Origin of the sequence: Bifidobacterium felsineum (assembly GCF_002802915.1) — a bacterium.
GTDB lineage: Bacteria > Actinomycetota > Actinomycetes > Actinomycetales > Bifidobacteriaceae > Bifidobacterium > Bifidobacterium felsineum.
The window spans coordinates 312,153-336,251 of record NZ_PEBJ01000001.1 but is presented as its reverse complement, the minus strand read 5'-3'; the positions used below and the strand labels follow the sequence as shown (position 1 = coordinate 336,251).

At 58.8% G+C, this 24,099-nt stretch carries 16 protein-coding genes, 1 tRNA gene and 1 pseudogene; 6 read left to right on the top strand and 12 right to left on the bottom strand.

The window, feature by feature from the left end; all coding sequences use genetic code 11:
• Positions 1–7: 7 nt before the first annotated feature.
• The 6 genes and pseudogenes from CSQ86_RS01260 to dnaB form a co-directional block, all read right to left on the bottom strand.
• Positions 8–2,146, bottom strand: a complete 2,139-nt coding sequence (locus CSQ86_RS01260) for an alpha-galactosidase (protein ID WP_100493332.1) — start codon at positions 2,144–2,146, stop codon at positions 8–10.
• Positions 2,147–2,496: 350 nt separating this feature from the next.
• Positions 2,497–4,359 (bottom strand): ABC1 kinase family protein, encoded by a 1,863-nt coding sequence (locus CSQ86_RS01255; RefSeq protein WP_423734792.1) that lies wholly within the window; start codon positions 4,357–4,359, stop codon positions 2,497–2,499.
• Between the two features lie 8 nt (positions 4,360–4,367).
• Positions 4,368–4,640 (bottom strand): hypothetical protein, encoded by a 273-nt coding sequence (locus CSQ86_RS01250; RefSeq protein ID WP_100493331.1) that lies wholly within the window; start codon positions 4,638–4,640, stop codon positions 4,368–4,370.
• Between the two features lie 199 nt (positions 4,641–4,839).
• Entirely contained in the window at positions 4,840–5,592 is a 753-nt protein-coding gene (locus CSQ86_RS01245) for a type 1 glutamine amidotransferase (protein WP_100493330.1), read from the bottom strand.
• Positions 5,589–6,950, bottom strand: a pseudogene (locus CSQ86_RS01240) (MurT ligase domain-containing protein); the annotation flags it as partial. The pseudogene CSQ86_RS01240 and the gene CSQ86_RS01245, both read right to left, overlap by 4 nt.
• Before the next feature lie 5 nt (positions 6,951–6,955).
• On the bottom strand, positions 6,956–8,404 hold the full coding sequence (gene dnaB / locus CSQ86_RS01235) for a replicative DNA helicase (protein WP_207761537.1): 1,449 nt from the start codon (positions 8,402–8,404) through the stop codon (positions 6,956–6,958).
• A 319-nt stretch (positions 8,405–8,723) separates the two neighbouring features.
• Here dnaB and CSQ86_RS01230 point away from each other — a divergent pair, with 319 nt between their 5' ends.
• Entirely contained in the window at positions 8,724–10,052 is a 1,329-nt protein-coding gene (locus CSQ86_RS01230; protein ID WP_100493728.1) for an MATE family efflux transporter, read from the top strand.
• Between the two features lie 101 nt (positions 10,053–10,153).
• On the opposite strand, the gene CSQ86_RS01225 is transcribed toward CSQ86_RS01230, so the two are convergent.
• The 4 genes from CSQ86_RS01225 to ftsY form a co-directional block, all read right to left on the bottom strand.
• Entirely contained in the window at positions 10,154–11,980 is a 1,827-nt protein-coding gene (locus CSQ86_RS01225) for a [protein-PII] uridylyltransferase family protein (RefSeq protein ID WP_100493329.1), read from the bottom strand.
• Between the two features lie 129 nt (positions 11,981–12,109).
• Positions 12,110–12,448 (bottom strand): P-II family nitrogen regulator, encoded by a 339-nt coding sequence (locus tag CSQ86_RS01220; protein WP_003828096.1) that lies wholly within the window; start codon positions 12,446–12,448, stop codon positions 12,110–12,112.
• 1 nt (position 12,449) lies between these two features.
• A complete protein-coding gene (locus tag CSQ86_RS01215; protein ID WP_100493328.1) occupies positions 12,450–13,745 on the bottom strand; it encodes an ammonium transporter in 1,296 nt (431 codons plus the stop codon).
• Between the two features lie 327 nt (positions 13,746–14,072).
• The gene (gene ftsY / locus CSQ86_RS01210) at positions 14,073–15,287 is read right to left on the bottom strand and encodes a signal recognition particle-docking protein FtsY (protein ID WP_100493327.1); all 1,215 of its coding nucleotides are present in this window, start codon (positions 15,285–15,287) and stop codon (positions 14,073–14,075) included.
• A gap of 128 nt (positions 15,288–15,415) precedes the next feature.
• On the opposite strand from ftsY, the gene CSQ86_RS01205 reads away from it, so the two are divergent.
• Positions 15,416–16,186: a TetR/AcrR family transcriptional regulator gene (locus tag CSQ86_RS01205; protein ID WP_420838139.1), complete on the top strand. Its 771-nt coding sequence runs from the start codon at positions 15,416–15,418 to the stop codon at positions 16,184–16,186.
• Between the two features lie 114 nt (positions 16,187–16,300).
• Positions 16,301–17,344 carry a glycosyltransferase family 2 protein gene (locus CSQ86_RS01200; RefSeq protein WP_100493325.1) on the top strand — a complete coding sequence of 348 codons (1,044 nt, stop codon included), beginning with the start codon at positions 16,301–16,303 and terminating at the stop codon, positions 17,342–17,344.
• 17 nt (positions 17,345–17,361) lie between these two features.
• On the opposite strand, the gene CSQ86_RS01195 is transcribed toward CSQ86_RS01200, so the two are convergent.
• Entirely contained in the window at positions 17,362–19,059 is a 1,698-nt protein-coding gene (locus CSQ86_RS01195) for a C69 family dipeptidase (protein ID WP_100493324.1), read from the bottom strand.
• A 92-nt stretch (positions 19,060–19,151) separates the two neighbouring features.
• Between CSQ86_RS01195 and CSQ86_RS01190 the strand changes: the two genes are divergently transcribed.
• Positions 19,152–19,224 (top strand) — tRNA-Lys (locus CSQ86_RS01190).
• 42 nt (positions 19,225–19,266) lie between these two features.
• Here the strand turns inward: CSQ86_RS01190 and CSQ86_RS01185 are convergent.
• The gene (locus CSQ86_RS01185; protein ID WP_100493727.1) at positions 19,267–20,895 is read right to left on the bottom strand and encodes a serine hydrolase; all 1,629 of its coding nucleotides are present in this window, start codon (positions 20,893–20,895) and stop codon (positions 19,267–19,269) included.
• Between the two features lie 608 nt (positions 20,896–21,503).
• On the opposite strand from CSQ86_RS01185, the gene zwf reads away from it, so the two are divergent.
• A complete protein-coding gene (gene zwf, locus CSQ86_RS01180; protein ID WP_100493323.1) occupies positions 21,504–23,042 on the top strand; it encodes a glucose-6-phosphate dehydrogenase in 1,539 nt (512 codons plus the stop codon).
• Positions 23,039–24,034 carry a glucose-6-phosphate dehydrogenase assembly protein OpcA gene (locus tag CSQ86_RS01175; protein ID WP_100493322.1) on the top strand — a complete coding sequence of 332 codons (996 nt, stop codon included), beginning with the start codon at positions 23,039–23,041 and terminating at the stop codon, positions 24,032–24,034. The genes zwf and CSQ86_RS01175 overlap by 4 nt, the downstream gene beginning before the upstream one ends.
• Positions 24,035–24,099: the final 65 nt, after the last annotated feature.

The following is a 24,099-nucleotide window of genomic DNA, read 5'->3' as shown; positions in this document are numbered from 1 at the left end:
TCAATGTCTATGCCCGGAATTCGAAGGTACGGGAGACGTAGCCGCCGCCATCCGGCACGGTCACTGTGGCCTCGCCGGTTTCAGCGTCCCAACGCACTGGCCAGTCGGCGAATCCGCTGCCCACCGGGAACAGTGTCTGCGGTGTGACCGCCTTGCCTTTGAGATGCGGCAGAACAAGCGTCATCTCTTCCCCGTCGCTTTTACGAGCCCACACCGTCACCAGAGTGCGATCGGCCGCTTTAAGCCCCAATGCGAGCACCTTATCGTTCCAACCGGGCAGCCCGAGCGGCCAAAACGGCACTGAGGAGCCGATTACCGGCTGGACGTGAGCCTTGTATGCCTCGACGGATTGCACGATCAGCGCACGTTGGGCGTCGCTCATCCGGTTGATGTAGCCGGACAGGAAGAAACGCCCAAGGAACGTGGTGTTGAGGTTGAACGCGAACTCCTCGGGATTGTCTTTGGCATTCGGATACGCCCAGTTGCCGGCCTGTTCGGGGGTCATGAGCATCGGCGCGGCCGCCGCGATGGCCGGATACAGGCGGAAGTCCTGCTGGTCGGAAGTGGACTGCACCTGGAAGCGCGAGGTCTGTGCGAAGTCCATGCGCATGCCTCCGGAGGAGCAGTTCTCGATGATGAGGTCCGGATGACGGCGATGCAGCCCCTCCACCCATGCGCTGTAAGCGCGGTTGTGCCCCAGCAGGCCGTCGCCAGCGCTGTCGGCGTTCAGGTCTGTGCCGGCGTCGGGTGAGACGTTGTAATCGAACTTGAAGTAGCCCACGCCGTAATCGTTGATCAGACGATCCACGGTATCGTCCAGATGCTTGCGGGCTGCAGGATCGCGCAGATCGAGCAGATACCGCTCCTGCTCGACCACGCGGTGGCCGTACCGGTGGAAGAACGCCGATTCGGGCAGGGATTTTGCCATCGGGCTTTTGACGCCGATCACTTCCGGTTCAAGCCACAGGCCCGCGATCATGCCCGCGTTGCGAATGGCGTCAATGACCTCAGTGATGCCGTTCGGAAAGCGCTTCTTGGAAGGCAGCCATTCGCCCACGGACGGCCACCAGTCGCCGGTGTCGTCATACCATCCGGCGTCGATGCAGAAGATCTGGATGCCGGATTCGGCCGCACCTTGAATTAGCGGCAGCAACTTGTCGGTGGTCGGATCGCCGTTGATGGTATTCATGTAATCGTTGAAGATCACACGAGGAAGCTTGTTGTCCGCCTTCGCGATGCGCATGGCACGGCGGTAGGCGGTAACGTTAGCGATCGCGCCGTCGAAATCGGCGGCCAGTGTGGCGGAAGCGGGCACAGTAGTGAACGATTCGCCCGGGGCGAGACGCTTGGCCCAGTCATGGTTCACATTGGTCGGACCAGCGAGCGCCAGATAGCCGTCTTCGGTATCGCGGCCGACCTCCCAGCGCCAGGCGGCGTTGTGCTCGATCTGGAACAGCCAAGTCAGTCCCAGCTCACGAGAGTCCAGCAGAGCGAGCGGCGTGTACCTGCCGGTGGACCATGTGCCGGTATTCACCACGGAATGTGCGCCACGCGGATTGTGTCCGGTCATCTGCTGGGCTAGACGCGGAAACAGCTCGCTGGTGGGCGTGGCATGCCAGCGGCCTTCACCAAGCCATTCATTGTCGCATTCGATCAAGCGCCACGCATCACAGTCGGCGGGCTTGCCGGCGGGCGCACCGAACGCCGAAATGAAGCTGGTCACGGATTCAAGCACAATCGACCCGTCCGCGGCAAGGGCCGGCGAATCCTCTGCGGTCGGGTGGCCTGCATTGGTCACCGTTGCGCTGACCTGGAACATCGGCACATTGTCCGGAAGCTCATAGTGGACGGTGACGGTGAGGCCCAGCGCCGCATCGGCCAGCTCTACATCAAGGTGTTCACCGCGGGAGTCGCGGCTAGTGGCGTGGGACACGTACCGAAGCGCACGGCCGATATCCGTATGCGCCAGGCGATCGTTCGCCAGCCAGTGACCGGTGCCTGTAGCCAGAATCTCCACAAGGGAGAGTCTGTGATCGAAGTGCACATCGAGACCGGCTGTGTGCAATGCACTGATGGCCACCGGCTGATCGTCCGCCCAAGTAAAAGTCAGGGTCAACGCTTCGTTGCCCCACATGAAGGTTTGCATGACACTCCTTGCCTTTCAATGACGAGTCTTCCCGTATGCCCGCAGACGTTCACGTCCTCGTCGCCGCATCGCCCGACCAGCAGCGGACACACGCGCCACGCATACACTCTCGTATGTTGTGGTATCGATTCCACATCTTACAAAAGAGCGACTTTGTTAGCAAATCAAACACACTTATTCTGCGCATGGTATCGATACCGCAGCACTGCAGAGCACAGCAGCACACTGCACAAAACAGCAGCACACTGACAATACTGTTTATTGCTGCTTACTGCACAGTACTGTTCGTTACTGCGCAGTACCGCTCCCGCGCCGCACCGACTTCGGCATGCTGCCGCCGGCCGCACGAGCTACCGCTTCTTGGCCTTACGGCCCTTGAGGTAGATGTCGATAACAATCCAGACGCCGAGCACAAAAGCCACCACATAGCCCATGAAGCCCACGATCGGGATGCCGAAGATAATCGGCTTCATACCGGCGTAATACACGATGGACGAACCGATGAACAGACCCACCACGATCAGGGCCATGGTCAAGCGGTTCACCATGTCGGAGAGCAACTGGAACGGCTCTTGGGATCCGACAAGCTCCATGTTCATGCGCAGCTGGCCGCGGGTGAGCATGCGGGCGGCCACATTGAGCTCGCTCATGGCGTCCAACGCGCTGTGTAAGGCCACATGGCTTTCGACGCCCAGATCCTTGAGTTCGTCCTTGATGGCTTGGCTGGTGGTTTTGGAGGTCGCGATGTGCTGGGAGATGATCTCGATCATGTTCACGTCTGGAATGAACTCATCCAGAAGTCCTTCCAACGTGACCAGTGCACGCCCCACGGTGGTGATGGAGCTGGGCACTTCGATGCCGTGACGCTGTGCCAACGACGTCAACGCGGCGATGAATGCCGCCAAATCCAGATCCTTCAGATCCACCGTGCCGTATTCCTTGACGATTACGTCCAGGTCCGCAAGCAGCGACGGATAGTCGGCGGGGTCGGCTTCCGCACCGGCGAAGCGCAAGAGGCCGTCCGCCAAATCCGGCGAATTCTGCTTGGCCACGGCGAAGATCATGTCCTTCATCACCGCGCGGGTTTTGGCGTCAAGCCGGCCGGTCATGCCGAGATCGATGAGCACGATCTGCCCGCCGCGAATGATGATGTTGCCCGGGTGCGGGTCGGCGTGGAAGAAGCCGTCATCCAGAATCTGGGTAGCGTAGTTGTCGACCAGTTTGGTGCCGATGTCTTTGAGATCGTAGCCGGCGGCGACTAATTCCCCGGCATGCGAAACGGAGATGCCGTCCACGTAATCCATGACCACCACATGCTCGGTGCACAGTTCCGGGTATGGCGTCGGGCAGTCCATGTACTTGAACCGCGAGGCGAAACGCTTGAATTCGGCGAGGTTACGCGCCTCAACGAGGAAGTCCGTCTCTGATTCGAACGTATCCCAGAGTTCCTCGACCACGCCTTTGAGGTCGACAATCTGAGAATTGCTCATTACCTTGCTTGCCGCTTTGGCGATGGAACGCATGATGGCCACGTCCTGTGCCATCGTCTCACGTACGCCAGGGCGCTGCACCTTGATCGCCACATCCTCGCCGGTCTTCAGCTTGGCGCGGTGCACTTGGGCAAGCGATGCCGAGCCCAATGGCTTCAAATCAATATGCTCGAAGATTTCACTGGTCGGGCGGCCATATTCCGCCGACAATACATCCAGTACGGTGGCGTACGGCATGGGATCGGCGTCCGCACGCAATTTGGCGAGTTCGTCGCAGAAGCTTTGCGGCAGAATCTCGGAGCGCATGGAGAGAATCTGGCCCACTTTAACGAATGTAGGTCCAAGTGCCTCGCACATCAGGCGCATTTTCACAGGCGTCAAGCCCTTGAGCGCATCGAATTGGTTGACAATGCGCACGATTTGCGCCAAGCGCTTCATCTTGCTGCGACGTGTCAGATGGTAGCGCTGGGAGAAATCGTCACGTCTCGGGCCGAACAGCCCAATGGTTTCCGTATTGACTGCGGCCCATTGTGCATATGCCGCGGTCGGTGGATAGTCGGATGACTCGGTGGAGTGTGATTCGTTGGCGGAAGGCTTGGAGGCAGACGACGTAGAGCCGGACACCCCGGATGAGGTGACCGGCTGAGTTCCTACGGTTGCACTATGCGATGCGGTATCGCGCACCGCACTCTGCGCCGTCTGCTCCGGTGTCTTCACAGTCACGAAAGTTATCAGTCCTTGTCAGCGGCGTCGGATGAATCAGCCGGAGCGCCTTCAGCGGGCTCTTCTTTCTCGGCAGCATCCTTGTTGGCATCGTTGACCAGGGCCTCGCCCACCTTGCGCTTGAGCTCGGTGTTCAGTGACTTACCCTGCTCGACGGTCAGCTCGCCCTTCTTGACCAGATCGTCAACGAGAGCGCTGCTCTTCTCATAACCGGTGGCCAAAGCGCCGATGCCGGCCAACAGAACCTTGCGGACGCCTTCGCCCAAATCGAAATCAGCCATAATAACCCCTCCTTCGAGGTTCGACGCGGCCTGATGCCTTGTCTCGTATTCACAAGATTAGCGCAAATACGCGTCGTTGACGCTAGGCCTTACGGCTGATTTCGTCTAATGACACTTGATATACAGCTCCGCCGGCAGACTCCCCTCAGTCTTCTAAGGCAACAACTCCTCTCCATGAGGGGAGCCGGAAAGTCCTCGCTTACCTTGGGCGCATCGCGGCCGTCTTGCGCGCGTTGGCAGCCACCTCGTCGAGTCGAGCGATTTCAGCGGCCTGCTCGGATGTCTGATGCGTCTTCTCAAACGAGCCGTAGCGGCGAGTGACAGCGGTAGTAATCAGGAAATCCGAAATGGCGGGATTCTTAGGCAGCAGCGAACCGTGCATATATGTGCCGATCACGTTGTTGACGCGTGCGCCTTCGGTGTGGTCCTGACCGTTATTGCCGCAACCTTCGGCATCCACCTTGCCGAGCGGCTGCACACCGTCTCGCAGGAAGGTCTGGCCGGAATGGTTCTCGTACCCAAGCACATCGCCGAATTGCTCGGAGTGCTCCACGAGGTTACCGATCATGCGCACATCCTGGCCTACGGTGTAGGCGCCGATGACGCCGATGCCATCCAGCCGTGTGCCGTCAACGGTTTCGAAGTATTCGCCGAAGAGCTGGTAGAGGCCGCAGATCATCAGCATGGGTACGCCATCCGAGGCAAGTCTCCGCAACAAATCAGCACGCATGTAGAAATCGTCGATGATCTTCTTCTGGCCGGTGTCTTGGCCGCCGCCGCCCAGAATCATGTCCACATGTTCGGGCCAGTCATCGCCTTGGTTGTATTGGTGGATCACCGGCTCGTAACCATAGAGTTCCAGCCGGCGGCGGATGGTCAGCACATTGCCCGAGTCGCCATAGATGTTCATGTCTTTCGGGTAAAGGGACATGATGTCGATTGTTGTGCTCATCGGCCCACTCCTGCGTCGCTTACTTCGGTGATTCGTCCTAGTGTCGCACGCGCCTTCAGCATGGCGGTATAGGTGCAGTAGATGTGCTTGCGAGTGCCGGGATTGGCGTTGACGAACGCAGTGACCGCACGCTCCAGGTCGGTGTCCACGTGTTCGACCGACACCTGGTCGTAACCAAGGCGCAGGGCCATATCCCATGCGCGCACGCCGGAGACCATGCCAACGCCGCTTTCCCGCAGCGAAGTGAAGTCCACATCCCACAGCCAGCTCATATCACGGCCGTCGGCATACTGATCGTTGATGATGATCATCGTGTCTGCACCGGAGGGGCTGAAGCTGGCTAGCGATAAGCGGAAGCCCATCGGATTCTTGACCAGCAGCAGTTCCACTGGCGAACCGTTCACATTGATGACTTCGCCGCGGCCGAATGCCGGAGTGACACGGGAGACTGCGGCAATGAGTTCATCCGAACTCACCGCGCATGCGTGGGCGGTGGATGCGACCTTGGATTGTGCTGCTGTATCGGTCATCACGGCACGCACTATGGCGAGCGCCGCGGCCGCGTTGTACAGATTGTAGACGCCTTCGAGTTTCACGGCAGTGGAGTATGACTGCCCGTCCATGCCGAACATGGCTTCATGGTCGCCGACTGCGGTGAGCGTCACATCCGCCGGCAATGCATGCTCCTTGCTCGGCTCGGCATCTGCGATAACTGATGCGGCATCACCCTCCACAGACACTGTGGTGGCCATGTCATCATCGGAGGGGAAGTAGTGCTTGAGATTCTCGGCCAAGCCGAAGTACTTGACCTGCGTACCAGCCGGCACCTTGGCTGCGAGCGCGGCGATGCGCGGATCCTCACGGTTCAGCACCACAGTTCCGGTGGTGGCTTCAGCGACATGGCTCAGCAGTTTCGCGGTGGTGTCAATCTCGCCGAAACGGTCGAGCTGGTCGCGCATCACATTGAGCAACAGCGCGTAACGTGGTTTGACCTGCTTGACGAAATGCACGGCATAGGCTTCGTCGAGCTCGAGCACGGCGATATCCGCATCCAGTTTGCCACTCAAGCTGACCTCGTTGAGCAGCGCGGAAACCACGCCGCGCACGAAATTCGAACCGGTGGGATTGGTGAATACCTTCAATCCCAGATCGGACAGCATGGAGGCCACCATGCGCGTGGTGGTGGTCTTGCCGTTCGTTCCGGAGACCAATACCACGCCGTATGGCAGCTGTGCAAGCGTGCGGGTCAGGAATCCAGGGTCGATGGTCTCCACGATCTTGCCCGGGAATGCCGAGCCGCCGTGTTTGGTAATACGGGACGCGACACGGACCAGTTTTCCGATGGCTGGTGTTGCGAACATCATCACACCCCCTGATTGGCGTTGTAATCCTGCGGCATATCCTTGAATTTCGACGTGGCGCCAAGGAATGCAAGATGGAAGGTTTCAGTTGGACCGTTACGATGCTTGGCCATGATGATATCGGCCTCGCCTGGGCGATCCTCCTTATCGTAGAAGTCCGGGCGGTGCACGAGGAACACCACGTCGGCATCCTGTTCGATCGAACCGGATTCACGCAGGTCGGAAAGCTGCGGCTTCTTGTCATTACGCATTTCCGGGCCACGGTTCAGCTGGGAGAGCGCCACCACAGGCACCTCCAGCTCTTTGGCCAGAAGCTTCAGCGCACGGGAGAATTCGGACACCTCCTGCTGGCGGGATTCCACGGCTTTGCCGGACGTCATCAGCTGCAGGTAGTCGATGACCACAAGTTTCAGATCATTGGTCTGCTTGAGCCGGCGACACTTCGCACGAATCTCCATAAGACTCATGTTCGGGCTGTCGTCGATGAACAACGGCGCGTTCTGCATCTTGGTCCAGAACTGGTTCAATGTGTTCCAACGTTCCGGCGTAATGTCATCCGCACGGCGAAGCGCAGCCATAGGGATATTGGTTTCGGCGGAGATGATGCGTTGCGCGAGCTCCACCTTGCTCATCTCGAGGCTGAACACCACGGACGTCATATTGTGGTGCAACGCGGCGGCGCGCGCGAAATCAATGCCCAACGTGGACTTACCCATAGCCGGGCGGCCTGCGACAACCACCATCTGACCGGGCTGCAAACCCTGCGTCACATCATCGATGTCGCGGAAACCGGTGGGCACACCTTTATTCACCAAGCCTTGCTGCAGCTTGTCCAGCTGGTCAAGGGCGTCATGCACCACCGGGCCGATGGCCGTGTAATCCTGACGCACCTTGCCCATCGACATCTCGTAAATCTCGGATTGCGCCAGGTTCACCACATCCTCGGCCTGCGAACCTTCAGCGGAATAACCGAGCTGAGCGATTTTGGTACCCGCTGCGATCACATTGCGCAGAATTGCACGCTGATGCACGATTTCGGCGTAATACATGGCGTTGGCAGCGGTAGGTACCGAAGCCACGAGACTATGCAGGTAATCGGCCCCGCCGACTTTTTCGAGGTTGCCGTCCGCAAGCAGCTGGTTGGCCACCAACACCACATCCACCGGCTGGCTGGCGGAGAACAGGTCGATGATGGCGGTGTAAATCGTCTGATGCTTGGGCTGATAGAAATCAGTGACATCAATGGTCTGCGAAACCTCGCCGATGGCATCCTTGCTCATCAGCATGCCGCCGAGCACAGCCATTTCCGCGTCGTCATCGTGCGGAGGGACGCGGTCGAAAATAGGGTCGGCCGCCGCTCCGGCCTGTGCGCCACCTGCAGCACGGCCATTGCCACCTGCAACCGAGCCGCCCGTGTAGCCCTGATATACGTTGTCACTTCCTTCTGCCATAGCTCCCCAGTATAGAAGGCGGTTGTTGAGAGGGAAAAAATTTACCGCAACCGAAAACGCATCGTATGGTTATGCACATAGACCGATGCCAGATATCCCCATCTGACATTGCATCATTAACGCTACGTTCACCTACAAGTGAGCTGTGCGACACGCAGAAGGCGCGAATGTGGATAGAAAAATAAGTTATCCACATTTTGGGGATAACTTGGTGGATAATCCACTGAGTTATCCACATACGGGGGATAACTTGGTGGATAGTCTGGGGATAACCTTTTAGGACGAAGGAGGCGAGTTGCGCAACGTAGTTAAGCATGATATGCGAACGGACATGCACGCCACCAGTCGGCAGATTCTTGCCCTCGCATTGCCCACGTTCGGCCAGCTCATCGCCGAGCCTACCTTCATTCTCATTGACACGGCGATTGTGGGCCACATCGGCGACGCTGCCTTGGCGGGCCTCTCCATCGGATCCACCATTATTCTGACGGCTGTTGGCCTGTGTATTTTCCTGGCGTATTCCACCACTGCCCAAGTCGCGCATCTGCTGGGAGCCGGCAAACGACGCGAAGGATTGCAGGCCGGCATTGACGGGCTTTGGCTGGCCTTGGGCATTGGACTTGCACTTGGCATTGCGCTTTTTGCCGCCGCCGAACCGTTATGTCGTGCGTTAGGCGGGCAAGGGGAGGTGCTGCATCAAGCCACGCTGTACACGCGTGCGGTGGTGTTGGGAGCGCCGGGCATGCTGCTGGTATATGCAGCGAACGGCATTTTCCGCGGCTTGCAGAAGGTACGCATCACCCTGATCGCAGCGGTCAGTGGCGCCATCTTGAACACTGTGCTGGAAGTGCTGTTCGTACTGGTCTTCCGCTGGGGCATCACCGGTTCAGGTGCAGCTACGTTGATTGCGCAATGGTATATGGGCTTATTCCTGGTTGTCCCAGCGATTCTGTGGGCGAAGGCCGACGGTGCAAGTCTGCGGCCACGTATAAGTGGTATTGCCGCAGCCGGCGGCGACGGCATTCCGTTGTTCATCCGCACGCTGGCGATTCGTGCGGCGATGGTGGTCACGGTGGCCAGCGCCGCACGCATGGGCACCTCGGTGTTGGCGGGATTCCAAGCGGTGAACTCAAGCTGGAACTTTGCCATGAATATGTTGGATTCGGTCGGCATCGCCGGCCAAGCTCTGGTGGCCACCGCCTTAGGAGCGGGCAATCGAGTCCGGGCCAGGGAACTCACGCGTGCGACCGGTCGCATGGGTGCACTCACCGGCACGGTTATTGGCTTGGGGTTCGCGGTTATCGGGCTGTTTGCCGGGCACTTCTTCTCCCCCACGCCACATATCCAACTGTTGATTGCTGCCGGCATGGTGACCATGGGACTGTTCTTCCCATTACAGGGCTGGATGATGGCCATTGACGGTATCCTGATCGGCGCACGCGATTACCGCTATTTGGCAGTCACTTGCACATTGACCGCAGTGGCGTATGTCGCAATCATTACGCCACTCGCCAATTACGCCGAATCTCAAGTAACCAGCGACATCGCGCGCACCATACTGCTATGGGCGACGTTCAATATCATTCTGATGGGCGGGCGCGGGCTCTTCAATGGCTGGCGCGTCCGCGGTGATGATTGGATGGAATAGAGATACGAATGGCAGCATATGCTGCCATTCGTACTATTTAATAGGTCTCTCCCTCCGTCCGCCTTCGGCGTCCACCTCCCTCATCAGAGGGAGGCAATGTATTACATCGCGGCTCGTACTGCGGAATACATGGTGTGCACGATCTGCTCACGCCACTTCGACCAGCCGTATTTCTTGGTGATGGACTCGCCTGCGGTGGCCCCAAGGGAGGAACCGTCCGCACGCGTGAGGTCGTACAGCATATCCAGCAGGAGCTTGTCATGATGCAGACGATCGGCGAGATCAGCGGCAACGGCCGGATCATTCGGATCCTTGCCGGTCGCGAATTCCGAAAGCGTCAGATGTTCGCGCACGAGCACAGTTGCCCAGTCAATAATCTGCTGCGGGTATCCCATACGCTTCAGAATCACCGGCACATGGCGGGCGCCTTCGGCGGCATGGTCGCGAACGAAGGCGCGCTTGCCGATGTCATGCGTGATGGCTGCAAGCAATAGCGCCTGATAATGCTCGTCGTCGTAGCGCCCACCGGCCGGTGTATCGCGTGTGATGCGTGAGGTGACTTCCACCATGTGGCGGTCAATGGTGTATCGGTGCGCGGCCGATGCGGATGGACGGTTGCGGATACCCAGCCATTCAGGCATCCAACGGCCGGGAATGTCTACGAAGTCGATGCTTTCCCACACATCCATGAGTTCCGGACCGCAAGCCAGCAAACGCACGAACAATTCACGCGATTCATCATCCCACTGGTTATCGCGAATCGGGCATTTCTTCAAGTTCACCAATGTGGATGGATTGATCGGCAATCCAAATTCGCCGGATGCCACGGCCATGCGCAATGCCAGCTTGGCGTCTTGGGTGGGGTCAACACCAGGTGCCAAAACAAGCTCGCCCTCATGCTTGGCGATGCCCGGGGCCACGATGTCGAACTGCGGGGCTTCGCGCTTGCCTCCGGCACGTTGCGAGAACATTTGGAAGAACGCGAAGCGTGGCTTCTCATGGGTCAGTGAATGCTCGGCACGGGAAGCGGTGGAATCCAAAGCAAAGGAAATACGGCGACCCAGGCGGGCGAGCATCGTCTGCAAGTCATCGATGGAGTAGGCCGCACGCTCTTCCTCCGGCCAAGTCGGATCCGCGAGACCCAGCATCGCCGCCACTTTGGCCTGATACGGGGTCAGCAGCAGATTCGTATCTTTGCCGGCGACCAGATGAATGCAGTCGCGCACATCGAGCAGTCGCTCCACAGCTTCGTCATAGCTGCCATGTGGGCGGTCAGCCAGCCAAGAGGTGGCGAGTGCGGAAACTAACACCGAGTCACGCAAGCCTCCGCGCGCCTCCTTGATATCCGGCTGGTTCACGTACTGGAGTCGCGCGAATTCATCCAGTCTGGATTTGGCGGAATCAAGCAGCTCCGGCAGACGCTTGCGCGCGGCTTTGCGCCAGCGTTCCAGAATCGAGGCGGCTGTGGTACGAATCAGCTCGGTGTCCCCTGCGATAGGCTTCACATCAAGCCAGCCCATGGCTGCGGGCAGATCATGGTCCGTGACTTCCTCGCACTGGGCGCGTGTGCGAATGGAATGGTCCAAATCAAGTCCGCTGTCCCACAACGGATACCACAGCTTGTTGGCGAGCTCATTGAGCTGCTGATCATTGACAGCACGCGGCTCGTAGATAATCACCAAATCAAGATCCGAGCTGGGGCCGATTTGGCCTCGGGCCAGGGAACCGACCGCGGCGAAACCGATACCGGAATCAGGCACGGTGAATGAAACGGCCTCGCAGGCTTCGCTCCATAACTTCGTCAGGCTCTGCATGGCCAATTCGGTGCGTGCCTTGCGCTTCGCCGTGCCGTTGCGATAGACGCCATCCGCATCCGGCTGGCTCATCTCCATGAATCGCTGCTTCAAACCATCTACTGCCGATGCCATTGCCCCAGATCTTTCATCGTGTCATACATACAAAAATGTAAAAAGTCCCCGCACGGCGACAAACGCAACGTGCGGGGACCTGTCTTATTTCATAGCCCGAACCTCAAAAGAGGATGATCGGACGCCTTATCAGATCGCGGCGGAACCGGTCTCGCCGGTACGCACGCGGGTCACGGAGTCAAGCGGGGCAACCCACACCTTGCCGTCACCGATGGTGCCGGAGCCGGCGGACTTGACGATCACGCCAACCAGCGTTTCGGCATCGGCGTCATCGGCCAGAACCTCGATGCGAATCTTCGGAATCAGATCCACGGTGTATTCAGCGCCGCGGTAGACCTCGGTGTGGCCACGCTGGCGGCCGTAGCCGTTAGCCTCGGACACGGTCAGACCGTGCACGCCGGCAGCTGCGAGAGCCTCCTTGACGTCGTCGAGCTTATGGGGCTGGATGATAGCGGTGATTAGCTTCATCTCACTTCACCTCCTTGAGAACGGAGCTGGCAGTACCAGCAAAATCGTAAGCACGTTCGCCCTGATCGGCAAGATCGATGCCGCCGACTTCCTGAGCCTCGGTGACGCGCCAGCCGATGGTCTTCTCAAGAGCGAAGGCGATGATGGCGGTGATCACTGCGGAGTAGAGGATGGCGACGAGAGCGATGAGGAACTGAACGACGAGCTGCTTCCAGTCGCCGCCAGCCAGCAGGCCGGTGCCCTCACCGAAGAAGCCGACGAGCAGGGTGCCGGTGAAACCACCAACGCCGTGGACGCCAACAACGTCGAGGGAGTCGTCGTAGCCGAACTTGAACTTCAGACCGCAGGCGAGGCAGGTCAGGATGCCGACGATGGCGCCGAGCACGATGGCCCACAGCGGGGAGACCACATCGGCGGCCGGGGTGATGCCGACCAGGCCGGCGACCATACCGGAGGCAGCGCCCATGGCGGTGTAGTGACCGGAACGAATCTTTTCAGTGAAGCCCCAGGAGAGCATTGCGGCAGCGGTTGCGGCGGAGGTGGAGACCCAGGCGTAGCCGGCGGTGCCGTTGGCGGCGAAGGCGGAACCTGCGTTGAAGCCAAACCAGCCGAACCACAGCAGGAAGGCGCCGAGCATCACGAACGGAACGTTGTGCGGACGGAACGGCTGGGTGCCGAAGCCCTTACGCTTGCCGATGATCAGCACGATGATCAGGGCGGCGACTGCAGCGTTGATGTGGACGACCGTACCACCTGCGAAATCGTGAGCAGTTGCGCCGATGGCCTTGGAAATCGCGCCGTCACCGGAGAGCAGACCACCGTTCCAGACCATGTGGGCCATAGGAGCGTAATCGAAGGTGATCCACAGGGCGACGAAGATCATCCAGGTGCTGTACTTGACGCGCTCTGCGATAGCGCCGCAGATCAGGCCGACGGTGATCATCGCGAAGGCCACCTGGAAGGCAACGTCAACGGAAACCGGGTAGTTGTTGGAGTTCAGACCGGTGGTGGTGAACACACCGTCCTGGGCGACCATGGAGTCCTTCAGCAGGAATCCGCTGGCCGGATCGCCGAAGATGCCGCCGATATCGTTGCCGGCGTAGGCGATGGACCAACCCCACAGGGTCCAGATAATCATGGTGACCGACAGTGCAGCCGCCTCAAGCATCAACATGTTCAGAACGGCCTTGGCACGAACCATACCGCCGTAGAAGAACGCCACACCAGGCGTCATGAGGAAAACTAAGGACGCGGATGTGAGGATCCATGCGGTATTTCCGGAATCAAGCGCTCCCATGTCTACCTCCCTCTCTCTTTCGTTCATGGCGTCGAGGGTTCGGAAAATCTCGAAGCCCCGGCGTCTAGTTCCAATAAATGCCGTCCCCCTTGTGGGGGCTAACAGTTCGTCAGTAAAAGCCGGTCGCGTTTTCAATTCGTTACATCAAGTTACGCGATTGTTAAGCGCCAGAGCATGGATGCGACTCTTCAAGGAGGGGGATTTCGGCTTGATTCCAATGGATACGGCAGGGCCCCGAACTATGTTTCGAACATAATTCGGGGCCCTGTTTACGTGGTTTGCAGCGTTTCACGCGTTCATAACGTGGACGCTAGGCGTGCGATTTGCTCAGGCGAGGATGCCGTCGACGAAGCCTTCCGGATCGAACGGCGCCAAATCGTCCGGGCCTTCGCCAAGGCCGACGAGCTTGACCGGTACGCCAAGCTCCTTCTGCACGCTGATCACGATGCCGCCCTTGGCGGAACCGTCCAGCTTGGAGAGCACCACGCCGGTGATGCCGATGGCTTCGGCGAACACCTTGGCCTGGGCCATACCGTTCTGGCCGGTGGTGGCGTCGAGCACCAGCAGCACTTCGCCCACCGGCAGCTGCTTTTCGGTGACGCGGCGGATCTTGCCGAGCTCATCCATCAGGTTCGACTTGTTCTGCAGGCGGCCCGCGGTGTCGATGATCAACACGTCGGCATCCGACTCCTTGGCCTTGCCGGCGGCTTCAAAGGCGACCGACGCCGGGTCGGCACCATCCTTGTCCGAGCGGACGACCGGCACGTTGACGCGAGCGCCCCAGGTTTCCAGCTGATCCGCGGCGGCGGCACGGAAGGTGTCGGCGGCGCCCATCACCACCTGCTTGCCTTCCGCCACGAACAAGCGGGCGAGCTTGCCGGCCGTAGTGGTCTTGCCAGTGCCGTTCACACCAACCATGATGATCACGGATGGCTTGTCCGCACCCGGCTTTTCGGCATTCAGACGGCGGTCGGTATCGCGGCCCACCAAGTCAAGCAGCTTTTCCTTCAACGTGGCGCGCACTTCGGCCGGATCCGATTTGCCGGTGATACGGGCGTCGGTCCTCAAATCATCGACCAGCTGGGCGGAGGCTTCCGCACCGACATCGGCGAGCAGCAGCGTATCCTCCACGTCCTCCCAGTCGGATTCGGACAGATTGTCCTTGGCGAGGATGTCGAACAGCGCCTTGCCGAACGGGTTGCCGGACTTGGCGAGCTTCGCCTTGAGCCTGGTCAGTCGCGAACCTACGGATTCCGGGGATTCCGGTTCAGCAGCCGGCTCAGCGGACTGTGCAGACTGAGTACTCTGAGCGGCATCACTGGCATCAGCCGCGGCCTCAGCCTCGGCTTCGGCAGCCTCCGCAGCCAAGCGCGCGTCCGCCGCCGCCTTGGCGTCACGCGTACGTTGATCATCAGGTGCAACCTTGCCCATCGCGCGGTCAAGGTCACGTTTGCGGGACTTGGAGAGCCAAATGCTCAGGGCAATCAGCACAACCGCTACGACGATCACGCCAATAACGGCCAAAACAGTATTCATTTCCATACCTGACAGTCTAAGTGTGGGCCTTCCCGTACAACCGATACAGCCTTATGCCGCCCACGGAATTTCGCCGATCACCGGCACCGACGCTCCCACCGACTAAGGTGGTCGGCATGGCACATTCCTCACGTATGACTTCACTGCAGCGACGAGAACAACTCATCACGGTCGGGCGCGCACTGTTCGCGGCCAAAGGATTCGAAGCAGTGAGCATGGAGGAGATCGCCGCACACGCCAAGGTTTCCAAACCAATCGTCTATGAGCATTTCGGCGGCAAAGAGGGCCTGTACGCGGTGATTGTGGACCGCGAGATGCGTGCGCTGATCAGCACGTTGGCGGACGCGTTGGACGCCCCCACCTTGCATCCGCGCCAAATCGTGGAACGCACGGCTCTGGCGCTGCTGACATATATAGAGGAGAATTCCGAAGGGTTCCAGGTGTTGGTACGCGATTCGCCTAGCACCGACCCATCCGGCTCGTTCAGTTCGCTGCTAGGCGATATTTCGATGCGCGTGGAGGACATTCTTTCCGAAGCGTTCAAGCGTCAGAAGCTTTCGACCAAGGGCGTACCGTACTATGCGCAGATGCTGGTTGGCATGACCGTATTCACCGGCCAGTATTGGGCGGATAGGCCGAAGGTAAGCAAGGAGCAGCTGGCGGCCTACATTGTGGATTTGGCGTGGCATGGCCTGAGCAGGCTTGATTCCAAGCCTCAATTGCGATTCGAAGGTGCGCGGGCGCATCGCGAGGCCCAACGCACGGCCCAGCACGAGGCGCGACAGCAGCAACTGCAGTCTCATCTCAGTCCAGACTTAGGGCCAAGTGACGATACTGGCAATGCCAACGATGCTCAGACAGGCACCGAGCCGCAGAACATGGGCGCAGAGCAACAACTTGCGTAACGACTGCGCCATGAACACCCGCAAGGTGCTACGGTTTGAACAGCACAACGAAAACGAACATATCGAATTATCGATTGCACATAATCGACCGAACCATGTGAGGACGTAACGAGTATGGCCAACGCGGTGACAACGGCAAAGACGCTCACGTTTGTGATTCCCGCATACAATATGGAGTCCTATCTTGACCGTTGCGTCAATTCAGTGCTCTCCGCCTCAAATCCCGAGGATATTGAAGTGCTGATCGTGGATGATGGTTCGAAAGACGGCACGCTGGCATACGCGCAGAAGCTGGAGCGCAACAACCCCGGCATCGTCCGTGCGATCCATCAGGAGAACAAAGGCCATGGCGGCGCGGTGAACACCGGCATCGCCGCAGCCACCGGCATGTACGTCAAAGTGGTGGATGCGGATGATTGGGTGGACCCGCAGGCCATCAACACCGTAATGGACACACTGCGTGCGCAGCGTGAAACGACCGAGCCCATCGACATGCTGGTGACCAATTATGTGTATGACAAAGTGGCCAAGCGGTATAAGCACACGGTGAACTTCCGACGTGTGATTCCCTCTGGCCGCGTGCTCGGCTGGGACGATCTGGGGCATTTCGGCCTGGCGCAATACATCATCATGCATGCGCTCACCTTCCGCACGCAGGTGGTGCGTGATTCCGGCCTGAAGCTGCCGGAGCACACGTTCTATGTGGACTTCTATTACTCCTACCAGCCGTTCCCATGGGTCAAGCGCATTCAGTACTTGGATGTGCCGTTCTACCATTACTTCATCGGCCGCGAGGGCCAGAGCGTGCAGACCGACGTGATGATTCGCCGCGTCGATCAGCTGCGCTTGGTGAATCGTCTGATGACCGAGGCCACGCCGGAACGCGGCACGGTGCCCGAGGGACTGTACCGCTATATGATTCACTTCCTGGCGATTGAGTCCTCGGTGACTTCTGTGTTCCTGATTCTTTCGCGCGATAAGGCCAACTATGCCAAGAAGAAGGAACTGTGGGAGGCGATTGACGCGTACTCGCCCGCCATCGGCCATGATGTGCGCGGTAAGCTGATGTCTCGTGCGATCAACCTTCCCGGTTCGGTGGGCCGTTGGATTGTGCGCAACGGCTACACCATCGCCGAGAAAGTCGTCGGTTTCAACTAAGGCGAGTCAGCATAGCGCTAGTCCGTCCAGCGGTCGGACATGGCGAAGCTATTGTGCATGAGATTGCTGGCAGTGTAGACCACGTTGTGCAGCAGCTTGGTCGTATGCTTGCGCAGGTAATCAGCCATCTGCTGGTTTGCCGCCTCCAGTGCGGACTGCACGGACGGCGCAGCGTTTGATTCTGCCTCACCGGCAAGCTGCATATCCTCCAACGCGATATCGGTCTGCTCCACCAGCCGGTGGCCGAACGCACGCACACCTTCCGCATACCCTTCGATGGCATTATGCGTTTCAAACCAATGTGCGTCCGCCACCACGGCGATCAGGCGGTTCGTCCAATACAGATTGTCGGTGGAAACCTCCGGCGTGGTATCACGCAGGTAATCCGGCGTATCGCGCACGTTCGCGTAGAACGGGGCAATCGTGGTGAATGGGCCGGAACCGAAGGAGACCCACATCACCGCGCGATTAGCGGCCGGCTCGTAAGGACGCAGCTGAATAGCCACCATGTGCCCGGTGCGATTCACACCAATCGGGCGATAACGGTGGCGTGATTCCGCCGTGCCCTTGGTGCCATACGGATCGTATGGCGTGCCTTCAAAGTGGCTGGAAAGCAGGAAGTCCACGTCCTCCAGACTCACCTTGCTTTCCGGCACACGGCACCACGGGATATCGTCGGATTCAGGCGTGTATTGTGCGGCTGGGGAATCCCAATCCTCGCTGGGATTCAGGTGGCGCTGCATATACCAGGCGCGCGGCGTGTTATAGATATGGTCCTTCGGCGTGCTCGCGCCAAATACCTTGCGCGGATTGAATCGGTTTGGCAGCGCTTCCACTCGTGCCTTGACGCGTGCTTCCCTATTGGCTGCCGCCGAATCGGTATCGGCTGCAACCACAGCCGAGCCGGAGCCGGCAGCACGGCGGGCATGGGACCCGGTGCGCGAGCCGGTGCCGTGAGCATGGCGGCCACCAGTCGCAGCCGGGGTGCCCATCGTGCGGTCGAGATGATGTTCTGCGATGAATTCGCGCAAATCAGCGCTGCACATGTATTCGCGTTGACGGCCGAACGCATCGGTGAAGCTGAAGTCGTCGATGCCCAGCTGATTCGGAATCGTGGCGTAGCAATCGTCCGGTACACGGCGGGCAATCCAATGGTGGCCGCCGATGGTTTCCACATACCAGATCTCATTCACATCGGAGATAATCACACCGTTGGATTCATAGGTGCCATAGGTTTCCAGCAGCTCGCCCAGCCGCTTGACGCCTTCGCGTGCGTCAGTCACATATGGCAGTACCAGAGTGATGATATCTTCTTCGCCGATGCCTCCCGGCTGTTCGGGCTGGTAATCGGCATCCTCCGGTTCGCCTACGGCAGGGCGGAGCTCGACCATCGGGTCGGCTGCGAGCACACGCTCGTTGACGGCGATGGTTTCAGTGGCGCTCATCGCCACGTTATGTTCATTCGTTCCGGCTTCCGCCAGAACGCCTCGATTGTGCAATACGTTCGGGGCGATGGTGTAGCGGCAGGGATTATCCGGCAAATCTATGGCCACGTGACTCAATACACTCACATAATGCCGTGGCTGGTCTTCAGGCGCTACAGCGACCAGATGCTTGGGATCGTAACGGCCGGAGCCGGAATCGTCATCACGGGCGATGATGGTCGAGCCGTCGTAACTTGCGTTCTTGCCAATGAGAATCGTGGTGCATGACATGTTGCCCCACTCTAGGAGCCGAAGTGGTCGGTGTCCACATGCGCAACGCCGATTATGCATTGTCCGGCATTCGCGTGTATCTTAGAAACGTTGCCCCTCTAGCTCAACGGTTAGAGCAGCGTCCTTTTAAGTCGTGGGTTGTGGGTTCGAATCCCACGGGGGGCACAAATAAACCCTTGGAATCTCAACGATTCCAAGGGTTTTTGCTTACAGATCCTCGTAAATCAGCAGACTGGCCTGTGCGATCTTATGCCAGCTGGCCCCATCGGTCATAATGACCATCGCATAATCGCCTTTGTCGCATCGCACAATCGCCGCATCATTAAGCAGACTGTCCAAGAACCCGACCTTGTCTTGCACCACGCCATCCGAGCCGATGCCAGTGGGGATGCCCTCGCGATACACCTGCTCACCCATAAGTTCGAACAAGTGATTCGCAGAATCCGCACTGACAATAGAGTTGCTGTAATAGCCTTTCAGCACAGTGGCCAGATCGTTGGCGGTTGTGGTCATATCGCCATATTGGAAATTGGTGTTATTCGCACCGATTTCATGCGCCTGCTCAGTCAACGAATCAAAACCATAACGAGTCAGCCACGCCTCCGGACAATCATTATCCGAATCGACGATCATCGTCGCCATACAAGAACTCAACGTCATGCCGTTAAGCGTGCTATCCCACGTCAAATCGCCTGATTCCACCGCATGAATCATCGAATAAGCCACAAATAGCTTATATGTGCTGGCTGAGGTGGTCACCGCATCCGCATTGATTTGCAGCTTGGATTTCCCTGTACTCAGGTCATATACAGCCACCGAATACGTAGCATCACCAAATAGCTGGCTCAGCTTATCTTTCGTATTTCCTTGAGTGGGCAACCCTTCGTACAGCTCGAAATTATCCACTTCGGTAATCGAGATGCCAACTGGCGAGTTGCTGCCGCTGGCAAGCATGGATGCCAACGAGCTGGCCGTGCTGCCGGCATCAATCGCGCGAGAGGCATAGCCTTTAACCGCGAACAATGACGGCACCACGCCATCATCAACGGCTTTCTGCGCCACTTGAAGGGCGACTCCATGAGATTTCAGCTGCTTGATCAACGTAGAACTGATGATGGTCACGTCCAGCTGAGTGTTATCTTGCTCGTTCGCGGTTGTGCTGACGGCCTTGGCGACGCTATTGGCAGGTAGGCTCCAGCTGCCATCGTCATACGTGAATGTGACACCGTCACCCAGTGCGGCATTAATGGTCTTCAGCAATTGCTGAGCCGCATCTATCGAAACGGTCGGCTGCACGATGTTCATCTCAATGGTCGCAGTAGCCAAATCATCATCGGTGTCGCTGCTGGCGAAACTGGAACCTGCGGCTTTGCGAATATCGCTGGCGTTGAAGGTGTACCCAACCGAGGGTGCCACCGCCCGCAAAGCACCGTCGGTAAATTTCACCGATGCATTGACCGCATCTGCATGCGTCTGGCCTTTCGAGGCGCCGAACGCATCAGGTAGGTCATCGGATGTGGTGTTGTGCACGAACAGCCACGAGAAAGGGATGACGCGCTGTGCCAGCGAATGCCGGGATGCCGACTTGGCACGCGCATCGTAATCCACAGTGATTCCGGCTTGTTTTGCAGTAAGCGTCACCTTGGTTGATGTAGTGGCATCCGTGAGCGTCACCTTACGTTGCAATGTACGGGCATTCAATTGTTGAGCCGCACCATGAGCGCTCTGCCCGCCAACCGAATAGCCGTCAAGCGTCGCCAAAGGGTAAAAACGATCAGACGGCCATAGCAGCTGGAATACTTCAACGAGCAGAACCAGGCCAAAGCAGGCAACCATGATGCGTCGGCGAGTGTACACACTGCCGCTCAACACAGAAAAGCGGCCAAAACGCCGTTTCGCGGGAGTGTGTTTGCCGCAGTCCGCGGAACTGAGATTCCTCAATGTCGTATGCAGGTATGCCAGGTTTTCCCCGCAGACTTTTGGGTGGATGCCGCAGATTTCGGCTTTCGTCCCCGGTGCTTCATGTCGATCAGGCTGACGGGCTCCGCGCGATGCTCGGCACGCTCTGAATCCGGCAGAGAAACATAGTGAGACGGCGGAAACGAAGGTGGTGTTTTAGGCATGCGTGTACTTCATAAATCGCTAGCAGATACATTGGAATCAAATAGTGGACACTATTTTTCTCCAAGAGGATGACATGACACATTCGTAGACTACGTAGCGAAAAGTACGACGTGATTTCGCTGAATGTTTACTTATAAACCAGCGCAAGGCAACGCTTCGCAAGCACATGATCCACACTGTTTTCGTTTATCCATAAACATCTTGCAAATGGACGCTTTTCAACCAAGTGAGGCTTGATATGAAGCAAAGTGCCTCACATCATAATATTTTTCGTATCGCTTCTAGCGATACATGCCAGGCGAGGTCTACGCTTAGAAAATATGAGTGAACTTTCCAATTGGAGCAATCCGCTGCGCGATTCGCGCGATCTGCGCCTGCCCCGCATCGCCGGCCCGTGCAGCCTGGTGATCTTCGGCGTCACCGGTGATCTGGCGCAGAAGAAGCTGCTGCCAGCCGTCTACGATCTCGCCAACCGCGGCCTCTTGCCGCCAAGCTTCGGCCTGACCGGCTTCGCCCGCCGCGACTGGACGCAGGAGCATTTCATTGAATTCGTGAAAACCGCCGTTCAGGCCCGTTGCCGCACGCCGTTCAAGGAATCGACGTGGAAGAACCTTGCCGCAGGTATTCGCTTCGTGCGCGGCACGTTCGACGACCCGGAGGCTTTCGAGCGTCTGAGCGCCACCGTGCAGGAGCTCGATCGCGACCGTGGCACCCGTGGCAATCATGCGTTCTACATGTCCGTGCCGCCGCGCGCCTTCCCGATCGTGGCCAAGCAGCTGGCCGCATCCGGCCTGTCCCGTTCCTCTGAGGGCGCTTGGCGTCGCGTGATTATCGAGAAGCCGTTCGGCCATGATCTGGCCAGCGCCAAGGAACTCGACCATGTGGTCTCCGAGGTGTTCGACCCGAGCTCGGTGTTCCGCATTGACCATTACCTTGGCAAGGAAACCGTGCAGAACCTCTTGGCCTTGCGCTTCGCCAACGCCATGTATGAGCCAATCTGGAACGCGAACTATGTGGACCATGTGCAGATCACGATGGCCGAGGATATCGGCATCGGCGGCCGCGCCGGCTACTACGACGGCATCGGCGCCGCACGCGATGTAATCCAGAACCATCTGCTGCAGCTTATGGCACTGACCGCCATGGAAGAGCCGGTGAGCTTCACCGCCAAGGATCTGACCGCCGAGAAGACCAAGGTGCTTTCCGCAGTGCGTCTGCCGAAGGATCTTTCGCTGCACACCGCCCGCGGCCAGTACGCCAAAGGCTGGCAGGGCTCGCACGAAGTGGTCGGCTACTTGGAGGAGAAGGGCATCGACCCGGCTTCCACCACCGAAACCTACGCCGCAATCGAACTTGATATCGATACCCGCCGCTGGGCCGGCGTGCCGTTCTATTTGCGTACCGGCAAGCGTCTGGGCAAGCGTGTGACCGAAATCGCCGTGGTGTTCAAGCGCGCGCCACACCTGCCATTCGAGCAGACCGCCGTGCGCGAACTCGGCAAGAACGCCATCGTGATTCGCGTGCAGCCGGACGAGGGTGTGACCATGCGCTTCGGCGCCAAGGTACCGGGCGGCACCACGATGGAGGTCCGTGACGTGAACATGGACTTCAGCTACGGCCGCTCCTTCACCGAGAATTCGCCGGAAGCCTACGAGCGCCTGATTCTTGACGTGCTGTTGGGCGATCCGCCGCTGTTCCCGACCACCGAAGAGGTGAACCTCAGCTGGGAAATCCTCGATCCGATTGAAGAGTTCTGGTCCACGCTCGGCCAGCCGCAGCCCTACCGTGCAGGCACGTGGGGACCGGCCGAAGCCGATGAGATGCTGGCGCGCGAAGGCCGCCACTGGAGGATGCCATGATCATCGATCTGCCAAATACGCGCACGCGCGAAATCGCCCATAAGATTGAGCAGCTGCACGAGGAGCGCGGCGAATCCGCCACGGGCCGTGTACTGACCCTGTTGATTTCCGCGGACGACAGCGAACTTGAGCATGCGCTGGAAGTCGCGAATGCGGCCAGCCGTGAGCATCCATGCCGTGTGATCGCAATCGTGCCGGATACAGATTATGAAGCTGATACCGCCGAGGCCGGCGTGAAGGCCATGGAGAAGACCGACAATCCGGCCATCGACCTGACCGACGGACCGGCTGAGTCGAATCTCAATGCCCAGGTGCGTTTCGGCGCCGATGCCGGCGCTGGCGAAATCATCATCCTGCGCCCGCGCGGCGGCCTCATCAATCACCCGGATACGTTGGTGATTCCGCTGCTGGTGCCTGATGTGCCGGTGGTGGCGTGGTGGCCGACGAACCCGCCGTCCAACCCGTCCAAGGATCTGATGGGCGCCATGGCTCGCAGCCGCATCACCGATGCATTGCGCTCCAACAACCCTGAAGCCACCATCGAGCGTTTGCGCCGTAATTGGACGCCGGAAGACATCGATTTGTCGTGGACCCGTCTGACCGTCTGGCGCGCCATGCTCGCTTCCATGCTCGATCAACCACCGCATCTGCCGATTACCGCGGTAAAGGTGACTGGCCCCGACGAGTTCCTGCCAATGGATCTGCTATGCGCATGGCTGAGGTTGAAGCTTGGCGTGAATGTGGACGTGGAGTATGTGAACGATGCCGAAGCCGTGACCGGCGTGTATCTCACGCGCGCTGACGGCGTGGTATCGCTTGAGCGCCCACATGAGGATCAGGCATTGATTTCGATGCCTGGCCAGACGCCGCAGGCCATTTCCGTGCCGGTGCGCACGATTGAAGACTGCCTGACCGAGGAATTGCGCCGCATCGATCCGGATGAGGTGTACGCCGAAGTCATCAATGAAGGCTGGGACCTGATTCGGCACTAAGTCCCATTACTTCCCTCAGCTAGTTATCCTTAGCTGAGGGAAGTTTTTTTATTGAAGGAATAATC

Excerpts from the sequence above, each read along its gene's own strand:
- CSQ86_RS01260 (WP_100493332.1), bottom strand. The coding sequence starts at position 2,146 with ATGCAAACCTTCATGTGGGGCAACGAAGCGTTGACCCTGACTTTTACT.
- CSQ86_RS01250 (WP_100493331.1), bottom strand. The coding sequence starts at position 4,640 with ATGGCTGATTTCGATTTGGGCGAAGGCGTCCGCAAGGTTCTGTTGGCC.
- CSQ86_RS01245 (WP_100493330.1), bottom strand. The coding sequence starts at position 5,592 with ATGAGCACAACAATCGACATCATGTCCCTTTACCCGAAAGACATGAAC.
- dnaB (WP_207761537.1), bottom strand. The coding sequence starts at position 8,404 with ATGGCAGAAGGAAGTGACAACGTATATCAGGGCTACACGGGCGGCTCG.
- CSQ86_RS01230 (WP_100493728.1), top strand. The coding sequence starts at position 8,724 with ATGCGAACGGACATGCACGCCACCAGTCGGCAGATTCTTGCCCTCGCA.
- CSQ86_RS01225 (WP_100493329.1), bottom strand. The coding sequence starts at position 11,980 with ATGGCATCGGCAGTAGATGGTTTGAAGCAGCGATTCATGGAGATGAGC.
- CSQ86_RS01220 (WP_003828096.1), bottom strand. The coding sequence starts at position 12,448 with ATGAAGCTAATCACCGCTATCATCCAGCCCCATAAGCTCGACGACGTC.
- CSQ86_RS01215 (WP_100493328.1), bottom strand. The coding sequence starts at position 13,745 with ATGGGAGCGCTTGATTCCGGAAATACCGCATGGATCCTCACATCCGCG.
- ftsY (WP_100493327.1), bottom strand. The coding sequence starts at position 15,287 with ATGGAAATGAATACTGTTTTGGCCGTTATTGGCGTGATCGTCGTAGCG.
- CSQ86_RS01205 (WP_420838139.1), top strand. The coding sequence starts at position 15,416 with ATGACTTCACTGCAGCGACGAGAACAACTCATCACGGTCGGGCGCGCA.
- CSQ86_RS01200 (WP_100493325.1), top strand. The coding sequence starts at position 16,301 with ATGGCCAACGCGGTGACAACGGCAAAGACGCTCACGTTTGTGATTCCC.
- CSQ86_RS01195 (WP_100493324.1), bottom strand. The coding sequence starts at position 19,059 with ATGTCATGCACCACGATTCTCATTGGCAAGAACGCAAGTTACGACGGC.
- CSQ86_RS01185 (WP_100493727.1), bottom strand. The coding sequence starts at position 20,895 with ATGGTTGCCTGCTTTGGCCTGGTTCTGCTCGTTGAAGTATTCCAGCTG.
- zwf (WP_100493323.1), top strand. The coding sequence starts at position 21,504 with ATGAGTGAACTTTCCAATTGGAGCAATCCGCTGCGCGATTCGCGCGAT.
- CSQ86_RS01175 (WP_100493322.1), top strand. The coding sequence starts at position 23,039 with ATGATCATCGATCTGCCAAATACGCGCACGCGCGAAATCGCCCATAAG.